This is a genomic window from Paenibacillus rigui (genome assembly GCF_002234615.1).
Taxonomy (GTDB): Bacteria; Bacillota; Bacilli; order Paenibacillales; family NBRC-103111; genus Paenibacillus_S; species Paenibacillus_S rigui.
The window spans coordinates 19,042-30,277 of the sequence record NZ_NMQW01000077.1; the positions used below are offsets into that span (position 1 = coordinate 19,042).

General features: G+C 55.1%; 6 protein-coding genes. 4 read left to right on the top strand and 2 right to left on the bottom strand.

Going from position 1 to position 11,236, the window contains the following annotated elements; genetic code table 11:
* Positions 1-31: 31 nt before the first annotated feature.
* A complete protein-coding gene (locus tag CF651_RS31260) occupies positions 32-6,754 on the top strand; it encodes an OmpL47-type beta-barrel domain-containing protein (RefSeq protein WP_094018781.1) in 6,723 nt (2,240 codons plus the stop codon).
* A gap of 161 nt (positions 6,755-6,915) precedes the next feature.
* Here CF651_RS31260 and CF651_RS31265 read toward each other — a convergent pair whose 3' ends face one another.
* Complete coding sequence (locus CF651_RS31265; RefSeq protein ID WP_094018782.1) at positions 6,916-7,605, bottom strand: NAD(P)H-dependent oxidoreductase; 690 nt, start codon at positions 7,603-7,605, stop codon at positions 6,916-6,918.
* Positions 7,606-7,740: 135 nt separating this feature from the next.
* On the opposite strand from CF651_RS31265, the gene CF651_RS31270 reads away from it, so the two are divergent.
* Positions 7,741-8,133, top strand: a complete 393-nt coding sequence (locus tag CF651_RS31270; RefSeq protein WP_094018783.1) for a winged helix-turn-helix transcriptional regulator — start codon at positions 7,741-7,743, stop codon at positions 8,131-8,133.
* Positions 8,134-8,217: 84 nt separating this feature from the next.
* Here CF651_RS31270 and CF651_RS31275 read toward each other — a convergent pair whose 3' ends face one another.
* Positions 8,218-9,666, bottom strand: a complete 1,449-nt coding sequence (locus CF651_RS31275; RefSeq protein WP_245856229.1) for a hypothetical protein — start codon at positions 9,664-9,666, stop codon at positions 8,218-8,220.
* 256 nt (positions 9,667-9,922) lie between these two features.
* Here CF651_RS31275 and CF651_RS31280 point away from each other — a divergent pair, with 256 nt between their 5' ends.
* A complete protein-coding gene (locus CF651_RS31280) occupies positions 9,923-10,255 on the top strand; it encodes a DUF1904 family protein (protein WP_094018785.1) in 333 nt (110 codons plus the stop codon).
* Between the two features lie 152 nt (positions 10,256-10,407).
* Positions 10,408-11,236: NTTRR-F1 domain (locus CF651_RS31285; protein WP_144029146.1), on the top strand; the 829-nt coding region annotated here is incomplete at its 3' end.

Sequence of the window (11,236 nt, forward strand, 5' to 3'; positions counted from 1 at the left end):
GCACTGCTATAGACATAAGGAGGACGATAGCTTGATAAAGAACCTGATACGCGGACTGTTTATGCTCGCGGTTTTTTGTATTTGCTTGCTTGCAGGCTGTGTAAGACTGGCCCATGCGGCTGTCCTGGTGGAGCCCTTGCCTTCCTCAGCCAATTTACCCGAGACCATTACCGGTGTCTCGGCCAGCACCATGCTAACCGGGAATGAAATTTTGGTGACGGGAGGACAAACGAATTCGAACGGGTTTGCCAAGCATTCTTACATTTTTAATCCGGGTACGCAAACCTGGGCCTCTTATGCTCCCGTACTGCAGTTGGCTTATCACAAGCAATCGATGCTGAATGACGGCAAAGTTATGGTGACCGGAGGGAACAGCTTTGTAAGCGGGACCGGGTATGTGTACAACAACCAGGCCCGCATTTACAGTCCCTATTCGAACGCTTGGACGAATGGAGCCAATCTGCCCAAGAACATCCTGGGTAATGCACAGAGCACACTGGGTGATGGTCGCGTGATGATCGTCGGAGGCTCCAATGAGATATATAGCGCCGGCAGCAGCGAGCTGTATAGCAATACGTACATTTATGACCCTTCCGCGAATCGGTGGGATGAAATGGCGCCTCTGCCCATTGGCATTTACGGGGCGGCTCAAAGCACGTTGAAGGATGGAAGGGTGCTTTTGACCGGAGGTTTATCGGGGTATGTGTATTCTTTCAATGCTTATATATACGATCCTTCGAATAATACATGGACGAAGGTGTCAAGCTTGCCTTATACGGGCGGGGATATATTCTTCAGGCATGCGCAGCTTACGCTGGCTAACGGAAAAGTATTGGTCATGGGCAATTACAACTACTATTTGTACGATTCGGATACGAATACATGGACCCAAGACAACGTGAACGAGCCGAATTTGGTGACGGCGAATTTGGTAGCGGTAGGGAATACGGCATATGTCATTGGCGGCTATCATTATTCCGATTATTCAACCAACACTACGGTCTATAAGCTGACCTTTGATTTTAACGCACCGACAGCGCCGGTCATTAACGGGGCCGGGGCCGGCTGGAGCGCATCGGATACGGAGCTGACGATCATCCCGGGCACGGATGCGGAGTCCGGCGTCAGCAGGACGGAGTACAGCTTGTCGGGAGCCACCACGCTGGGCTGGACGGTATATAACAGCGGGGACACGATTGCCATTACGAATGCAGGACAGACGAATATTAGTGCAAGAACGGTAGATCAGTCCGGCAATATCAGTACGGTGGCAGCCGCTTCGGTCAAAATCGATCGAACCGCGCCGACGGCTCCGGTCGTTAACCGCTCAGCGGCTTCCTGGACGGCCAGTGACGTTAATGTCACGTTAACGGCAGGAACGGATACAGGCGGCTCTGGCGTCAACCGGACGGAGTACAGCCTATCTGGCGCGACGACGCTGGATTGGACTGCCTATACGGGGCAAATCACAGTGACGTCAGAGGGGCAGACCACGGTTAGCGCGAGAACCATCGATAACGTGGGCAATCTGAGCACCGTAAGTACAGCGGTCGTTTCGATCGATAAAACCACACCGGCTGCCCCAAGCGTCACCCCTGCATCGGCCTCTTGGAGCAAGACAGATGTGACAGTAACGATTGTCGCGGGAACGGACACGGTTTCGGGGGTAAACCGGGTGGAGTACAAGCTGTCCGGGGCGACAACGGCCAACTGGACGACCTATACCGGACCCGTCACAATCAGTGCCGACGGGCAGACGGTAGTGGATGCGAGAACGGTGGATCATGCGAACAATGTCAGTGCGAACGGGACGGCTACAGTCAAGCTGGATAAGACGCAGCCGACGGCTCCGGCAGTCACCCCTTCCACGACGTCCTGGTCCGCTGCCGCGAATGTTCAAGTGACGGTTACAGGGGGAGCCGACAGCGGATCGGGCGTCAATCGAACGGAGTACAGCTTAAGCGGAGCGACAGCCTTGGGCTGGACGACTTATACGGGGCCTGTATCGGTTGCTGCGGAAGGTCAGACGACCGTGAGTGCCCGTACCGTCGATCAGGCGGGTAATATCAGCGCAACGTCTACGGGAACGGTCAAAATTGACCGGACGGCTCCATCGGTTGCTGTGATAAATCCGGCGAGCGGAGGGTGGACGTCCTCGAATGTAAGTGTGACGATGACGGCCGGTGCCGACAGCGGCTCCGGGGTGAGCCGCGTCGAATACAGCTTGTCCGGGGCGACGACGCTGGGCTGGACGACGTACATAGGAGCTGTGGCGATAGCAGCTGAAGGCCAGACGACCGTCAGCGCCCGAACCGTAGACCAGGCAGGAAACAACAGTACGGTCAGTACCTCTGTGGTGTCGATAGATAAAACAGCCCCGGGCGCACCGGCGCTAAGTCCTTCGACATCTACGCCATGGACTTCGGCGGCGAGCCTGTCGGTAACGGCAACAGCAGGTACGGACGCCGGAGGCTCCGGTGTGAACCGTACGGAATACCAGTTGTCCGGCGCCACGACATTGGGGTGGACAACCTATACCGGACCTGTGGTCATCACAGCAGAAGGTCCAACGACCGTCAGTGCAAGAAGTGTGGACTTCGCAGGCAACGTCAGCGCCACGGTCACTGTGGGGGTTAACCTCGATCGCTCTGCTCCGGCTGTGCCGACCATACAGCCGTCGACGACAGCTTGGTCATCCTCCAATGTGAGTGTGACGATAACGGCAGGGACGGACACGGGAGGCTCCGGCGTGAACCGTGCGGAATACAGCCTGTCCGGGGCGACGATGCTCGGATGGACCGCGGTTACCGGGGCGGTGACGGTATCGGCGGAGGGGCAGACGACGGTGAGTGCAAGAACCGTCGATAACGCAGGCAACGTCAGCACGGTGGCAGCAGCTAACGTGCGTATTGACAAAACGGCGCCGACCCTCCCCGGTGTAACGCCGTCCACCGTCGGGTGGACCTCGGCCGCCAGCGTCTCGGTAACCGTGGCGGCAGGGACGGATACGTCCGGTTCCGGTGTGAGCCGGACGGAATACAGCTTGTCCGGCGCTGCGACGGCCGGCTGGACGACCTATACAGCGCCGATTACAGTATCGGCACAGGGACAGACGACCGTCAGCGCCAGAACGGTCGATCAGGCCGGCAATACAAGCGCGGTCAAGACGACCGTCGTCTCCATCGATAGAACGGCACCGACGGTACCGACGGTGGTGCCGGACACGACCGCTTGGACGTCTGCGGCGGGAGTGCCGGTGACAATCACGGCAGGAACGGACGCGGGAGGCTCCGGCGTGAGCCGGACGGAATACAGCTTGTCCGGCGCAAGCACGCTGGATTGGACGACATACACGGGCGCGCTGACGGTGACTTCCGAAGGCCGGACAACGATCAGCGCACGCACCGTGGATCAGGCAGGAAATGTGGGGCCGATCACCACGGCGGCGGTTCAGATGGACCGGACAGCGCCAGGGACGCCGGTCATCACTTCCCCCGCAGGCGATTCATGGACGCGTCAGCCGATGCCGCAGATCGAAGGTACGGCTGAGGCCGGGGCCGCAGTGCTTCTCACGCTGGACGGCAATGTGTTAGCGCCGGTAACGGCCAACGGCTCCGGCCAGTGGACGTATACCTTCTCCGCCGTCTTGGCAGATGGCCCACATGCTCTGAAGGCTGCGGTCAAGGATGCGGCAGGCAATCTCAGCGGGGAGACAGAAACGGTGGCCTTTACTATAGATACGGTACCGCCGGCGCCACCAATCATTTCGGCACCGGTCAATAGTGCGATACTGGCCAGCCCGGCAATCCTCGTAACAGGACTGGCGGAAGCCGGGTCGAACGTTACGGTGTATATGGATCAGTCAGCCGTGGCCTCGATAGCGGCTGACGCCGGCGGAAGCTGGACTTATCCTTACATAGGTACTCCTGAAGACGGCATTCACACATGGAAAGCGGAGGCGGCAGACCGCGCGGGGAATGTCAGTCCGGCCTCAACAATCATCAGCTGGAAGCTGGATACACAGGCGCCCCCGGCACCCTTAATCGTATCTCCCGTTCACAGCAGTCTGTCTGTCAACAACAAACCGGTCATCTCCGGTACGGCAGAAGCGGGAACGAGTGTGACCGTTCGCATCGATGGCACGGATGCAACATCGGTCACAGCGGACGGCGGTGGACTCTGGTCGTTTACGCCAGCAGACGCGTTTACGGACGGGCCACATACGATTGAAGCCACAGCGGAGGATGCTGCTGGGAATCGAAGTCCGGCTTCAGCCAAGGCTTTGATTCGGATCGATACGCAAGCGCCTGAGGCTCCTGAATGGATATCTCCTCCCGACGGAGCGATCCTCAACACATCCATACCGGCTATGCAAGGGAGTGCCGAAGCAGGCGCATCCGTCCAACTCATAATAGACGAAGTATCGGCAGGCTCGGTCACAGCGGACAGCGGAGGCGGTTGGACCTTTACGCCCGTCTCTGCGCTGGGCGAAGGACCGCACCGTGTGAAAGCGATCGCAGTCGATGCCGGCGGCAACGCCAGTCCGGTATCAGCGGTGAGAACGTTCACTATGGATACGGTGGCACCGGCGGCGCCTGCTGTCGTTTATCCGGCCAGGGGTACGGTCACGAACGCGGCGAGACCTTCCATTTCCGGAAGCTCGGAAGCGAGCGTAACGGTGAGCGTATACCTGGACGGCATCCAGGCAGCAGAGGTGACCGCTGACAGCAGCGGCGCTTGGAGCTATGTGCCGGCGATCCTGCTGGGCGCAGGTCAGCATACGGTGCAGGCCCAAGCGGTTGATGCTGCCGGCAATGCAGGCCCGCTATCGATCGAGCAGCCTTTCACCATCGTCTCGGATAACGCCGGTCTTCATACGTTGGAGCTAAGCGGCATGGCGCTGAACGAAACGGTAACAAGCACGACCTACGAATATACGGCGCACGTTCCGTATGAGGTGACGAGCACCTGGATTACCGCCACGCCGCTTGACCCGAAGGCATCGGTTCAGTTGAAAAAAAACGGGCGGCCCGCAGCGAACCCAGTCAGTCTTCAAGTCGGTACACAGACGTTCACCGTAGAAGTGACGGCACAGGACGGCATGACCGTTCAACCTTATACGGTAACCGTCGCAAGAGGGCCTTCCCGTGAGGTCGGCTTAAGCGAACTAACCATTCAGCCTGCGGCGCTGCTGCCCCGATTTGACGCCGGAGTGACCACGTATACGTCGACGGTGACGAACGATGTATATGCCATTACGGTAAAAGCCAAAGCCGCCAGCGGGGAAGCTGCGCTGATCATCAACGATACTGCATTCACTGGGAATGAAGGGACGCTTCGCACAGATTTGAAAGTGGGAAGTAACCCGATCACTGTCACCGTAACGGCGCAGGACGGCGTCTCCACGCAGTCATATTATATCGATGTGAACAGGGTGCCGAGCTCCAACGTCCTGCTGAACGGCTTGCAGCTGTCGGCAGGTAATCTGGAGCCCCGATTCGATAGCGGCAGGGTCCGCTATCAGGCGACAGTAGACCACAGAACGGCCAGCACAACCGTTACGGCATCGGTTTATGACCGGAACGCTACCTTGACCGTCAACGGGCAACCGGCGGCAAGCGGTCAAGCGTCGCAGCCGATTGCTTTGCAGACAGGCCTCAACCCGATCACGGTCAAGGTGACCGCTCAGGACCGCGTCAGTGTGCAGTCTTACACCATCGACGGTTTCCGGGAACCGAGCCCGAATGTCAGTCTAACCGGACTCGAGCTTTCAGGTGGGCTGCCGACACCGGCCTTTGCCAGCGGCATCACTGCCTATGAGCTGCGGGTCGGCTCCGGCGTGGATCATACGACAGTCACGGCGTCGGTCTACGATCCGGCGGTACGTCTGCAGGTCAACGGAGTCACTGTGGCCAGCGGAGAAGCCTCCGAGCCGATCGCTTTGCAGGTGGGGCTCAACACGATCGTGCTGACGGTTACATCACCGGATGCTTCGACGAAGCTGATGTATACGGTAACGGTTCAGCGCTTATCGAAATCAGGGTCCAAAGGAGGCCCCTCCGGTACGCCGGTTGTTGAAGTGCCCCCTTCACCGAAACCTCCGGTACCGGAAATTCCGGCAATTCCCGAAAAGCCTGCCGAGCCTTCAGGCTACTCGCCATGTACGGCTGCTTCTTCCCCAGCCGCACGGTTTGCCGACATGGCAGGCCATTGGGCGCAACAGGACGTCTCTGCCGCATCGGGCTGTGGCATCGTCAGCGGCTTCGAGGATGGCACATTCCGCCCCGATGCGCCGGTCACGCGGGCACAGTTTGTCGTTATGCTGATGCAGGCACAAGGGGCCCAATCTGAGGCGGGGCAAGCTTCCCGGCAAGGTCAAGGTGCAGGTTCAACGCACTTTGCAGACGGGAACAGCATTCCGGCATGGGCGTCTTCCGCTGTGAGCGAGGCCGAACGCAATCGGATTGCGCTTGGATATGAGGACGGCACATTCCGGCCCAATGCATTCGTCACGCGCGCCGAGATGATCACGATGGCGGCCAAGGCGTTCAGGCTTGAACCGGCCTCGCCCGATGCAGCGAACGCTCAGTTCACCGATGCGGCGGACATTCCGGACTGGTCCAAGGGTTATATTGCCGCAGCCCGGCAGAAGGGCTTCGTTCAAGGCAGGGAGCAGGGAGCGTTCATCCCGCAGGCTCATTCGACTAGGGCGGAAGCGGTGGCTTTGCTGCTTCGCATGGTTCGTTCATTGTAGTTCTGCTGCACGTGCATTCCCGCGTGTGCCCTACAGCAGGATAAGGGGGTGGGCAGCTCCGAGCTCTTGCCCTCCGCGGGTTGATCCCGCCCGAAACAGAACATCCCCAACCTCCGTCACCGGTGGAAGGGGATGTTTGCTTTTTTAACCATGATCTACGATCAATCGACCCACTGTACCACTTGGTCCGCAGATTGTCTTGTTTTCTCTCTCGGTTCCGCTACACGATAGCCGAAGGCAGCCATGCAGGAAACACCGAAGCTGCCCAGAATGCCTTCTTCCTGCAGAATGTGTTCTACAGCTTCTTTATCAAAGCCCTCGATCGGGCAGGAATCGATGCCAATCTGAGCGGCCGCCGTCATCATATTGCCAAGGGCAATATAGGTTTGTCTCGACGCCCATTCGAACATGAAACGCTCGTTGTCCAGCAGCTTGAATTCATTTTCCTGAAAATTGTGGTATACCCGGCGAAAGCCCTCCTGCATTTCCTCCGGTACTTTCTTCACTTGATTCAAGTGATTTATGACATACGAAGAGTCTGCTGTCAGATCGGCTTTGGTACGCGTTAATAGCAGAACAAAATGGCTTGCCGTCGGCAGCTGCTTTTTCGCACCCCAAGTAACCGGCAGCAGCTTGTTCCGCAGCTCTTTATTTTGTACGACAACAAACTTCCATGGCTCAAATCCGAAGGAGCTCGGGGACAAACGGCCGGTCTCCAAAATAAATTCGAAATCCGCGTCGCTTATTTTTTGGTTAGGATCGAATTCTTTGCAAGCGTGCCGGAATTGGAAAGCTTTCAAAATATTCGTCTTCACGGTATGAGCAAGGGAAGGATCATAAGTTTTTTCCATAGATAGTTCCTTCTTTCTATTATAAAGTAAGTTTCTCAGACAACATTATATAATGTATAATTCATCTAAGTAAGTACGCACATTGTTGTTATGTAGTATCAATTTGTATACTGTGAAGAAAGGCAGGGAGCAGCTATGAGAGAACGGAAGGCAGGCTACGGCGTTTGTAATAATGATCAAGGGTGTCCGGTGGAATTTACGCTGGATGTGATTGGAGGCAAGTGGAAAGGGGTTATTTTGTATCATTTGATCGACGGAGTGAAGCGGTTCAATGAATTCCGTAAAATATGTCCCGCCATTACCCAACGGATGCTGACGCTGCAGCTGAGGGAATTGGAGCAGGACGGTATCATTCACCGCGAGGTGTATCAACAGGTTCCGCCCAAGGTAGAGTATTCGTTAACGGAGTTCGGCAGAACGCTAACACCGGTCATTTTGGGAATGAAAGCATGGGGAGACCTGTACATGAGTAAAAAAAGGGCCCAGGCGGGAGAACGGGCGGAAGCCGCCGAGCCCTTGGAATTGTAGATTCGTAGTGCGAGCTGCCTATGAGGTATACTTGTTCGCAGCTATAGTTAGGGGCCGTCTTTTCAAAAGCTCGCTGGGACGCCTCTATTCTTCAGGCAGCAGCTCGTAATCAAACCAGGTTTTCACCTCGCCGGTAGACTCGTTCTCCAGCGTGTTGTTGCGATGTTGAATAAACACGCTTCGGTGCTTATCGAGATAAGCATCGCCATATATTTCTGAGGACCGCCGCTTCGTCTCCAGCTTGGTGCTAATCGTGTACAGCCCTGCGCTGTCTTTGGTTGTAAAATCGATGTTCCTGCCGAGCAGGACGACATCCAGGCTGCCATCTGCTGCGGCGGGATTCGCCAGCGCAGGATTGGTTACACCTAGAGCCATGACATCGGCTTCATTCAGCAGCTCATTCACCGAATGAACCGTTCCGTCTGTGTCCAGTAAGCTCAGTCTGGCGCTTCCCCCCATATAGCCGTTTCGGCTGGGCAGACGGGACGCTGCGATCCAAACCGTCCCGTCCGGATTCGGAATGACCCGGTCCGGCTTCTGAGCCCAGTCCTTCAACTCGGTAGCCTTTCCGTCCCGTATCAGGATCGTATGTGTAGTTCCATAGTTCGGCCCGATGGCCGCGATCTGGAGCTTCAGATTAACAGTAATGATCTCTGCCCGTTCCCCGGCAGGGAAGAGGGTGTACGTATGAACCGGGGCTCCCCACGTGTTCGATTCCCAAACATCGGAGTCCGTCAAAGTATAGATTTGGATGTCTTTGTAATATAGATTTCTGTCTTTACGCTGCAGTTCCACCGGCTTGCCGGCATAAGGATGGGGAGAGGCCGTAAGACTCCCGATGAATTTGTCCTGGGCATCCCGGTTCAGCCACTCCCAGTGACGGAATGTTTTATCCATCTTCATCATGGACTTGGCGGGATCTCCTGTCATGGAGTAGAAATACAAGGATGTATCATCGTCTCCAATCAAGGGGCCGATCACATTCTGGTTGCCGATCAACTCCAAGCCATTCGTCGTGCTCCATCGGATATCCATCTGCAGCAGGTCATGGACATAACGCCATGTCAAAGGCATGTAAGTCACATCCCGGAACGTAAAAAAAGGATACGGCTCGGAAGTGTTATCGATCACCGACCCATTGATTGCGATTAGGCCCTCGGCTTTTTGTACGGAAAAACCTGCTGCTGTGTTGGGGCTCTCCTTTAAATCCTGCTTAACAGGCGAAGCCAGAATCGGCGGCGGGTAATTCTTGTTTGTCCAAATATGGAGCCCGGCTTCCTCGCTCCACTCGGATCCCATACCTAGTGCTTGAAGATTGTTCCAGGTCATAGGCATGAAAGTGATATCCTTGTATAGCAAAAAGGGGTATTGGCTGTAGCTGGAATCCAGCTTTGTCCCGTTGATGCTGACAGGGAATTGGGGGAGGGAGGCTCGAATGGAAGCGCCTGCCGCAGCTTGTACGGGCAGCAAGGGCATAAGGAAAATCAGTAGTGCCATCATAGTAGGAATCCATGTCTTTGCGAATCGTTTCATAGGTAGTCACCCGATTTCGTTATTTTCATATCCATTTATTGTAAACCTACTGCCGGTAAATATAAAGTACCTATTTTTGAAAAAAATGCCGGACCATGTAAACGAGTGATGGAGCGATGGGGATGGTGGCGAGCTTCGTATCGAAATAAGACTTTTTGAATGGAAAACAAAGAATACCTTATAGTCATTGAAGTCTAGCAAATGGTAAAGTAAAATATGGCTCAAAAGTAGATTGATAGATGGGAGCGATGGATGGATGCCGCATTTGGTGTGCAGGGGTCTTAGTGTGGAGCAGGTTCGCACTATAAGTAAGCCTTTGCTTGAGGAATTAGCAGTCATTTGTGAATGCGATACGTCGAATTTTATGCTGGAGTGCTTGACGGTTACGTCTGTTTTTGACGGAGATGTCGTGAACACGTATCCTTTCATTGAGGTGGGTTGGTTCGACCGGGGGCAGTCTATACGGGATCTTGTCGCAAAGGCGATAACAGAGCATTGCTTGGCTTCGGGAGTACCTGAGGTTGAGGTTGCGTTTCGTACGTACCGGGAGGACAGCTATTATACGAACGGACAGCACTATGGAAACTGAATCGGTTCTGTAAATAAATACTGCGAGGGCTTCTCCAACAAGGGGGGGCCCTTTTTTTGCTTTTTTCTGGGAAATGATTCGCATAATTGGTGTATCACACAAGCAATTACTAGATTTGCAAATAAGATAGTTCAAGGAGGTGAGCTCATTAAATGGCAATTTCTATAAACAACCTGGTAGTTAACGGTAACTTTGAGAATGGCGGCTTGTCGCCATGGGTAGGCGTTAATGCCCAGATTGTGCCGCTGCCGAAGTCGAATTTTTTTAGCTGCAGTCTTCAAGCCGGCGCGGTACCGGCCAATATTTATCAAACCTTTACGGTTACACCGGGAGAAAGTTATTTTTTGTCGACCTCTCTCGCCAAGCTGGGTAGCGACACGAGTCCGACGGTAAATATTTATTTGTGGTTTTACGATGCATCGTGGAACTTTGTTCAATTCGGGGTGAACATGGAGGTTCCTTCCGCCAGTATTCCCGATATTGTTGATGGTACATGGAAAACAGTTCAAGACATTTCATTTCAGGTTCCTTCAAATGCTGTAAATGCATTTCTACTTATCGACAAAGTTCCATTAGCAGGCAGCAGCAATATTTTGATTGATGAAGTCATTGTACTACAAGCTGGTGGGGTAACAGGCGAGATTGGTGCAACAGGGGCAACCGGAGCAACAGGAAGCACTGGAGCAACAGGTGATACTGGAGCGACGGGAGATACTGGTGCGACAGGCGATACTGGAGCAACGGGAAGCACTGGAGCGACAGGAAGCACTGGAGCCACGGGAGATACTGGAGCGACAGGAAGCACTGGGGCGACAGGTGACACTGGAGCGACAGGAAGTACTGGAGCAACAGGAAGTACTGGAGCGACGGGAAGCACAGGAGCGACAGGAGATACTGGAGCGACAGGAAGCACTGGGGCGACGGGAGATACTGGAGCAACAGGAGGTCTGTCTCTTATACAAATTTCCGAGCCCCCGGGAT

What these genes read in the sequence shown, in the direction of transcription:
- CF651_RS31275 (WP_245856229.1), bottom strand. Translation starts at nt 9,666, where the DNA reads ATGAAACGATTCGCAAAGACATGGATTCCTACTATGATGGCACTACTG.
- CF651_RS31265 (WP_094018782.1), bottom strand. Translation starts at nt 7,605, where the DNA reads ATGGAAAAAACTTATGATCCTTCCCTTGCTCATACCGTGAAGACGAAT.
- CF651_RS31280 (WP_094018785.1), top strand. Translation starts at nt 9,923, where the DNA reads ATGCCGCATTTGGTGTGCAGGGGTCTTAGTGTGGAGCAGGTTCGCACT.
- CF651_RS31270 (WP_094018783.1), top strand. Translation starts at nt 7,741, where the DNA reads ATGAGAGAACGGAAGGCAGGCTACGGCGTTTGTAATAATGATCAAGGG.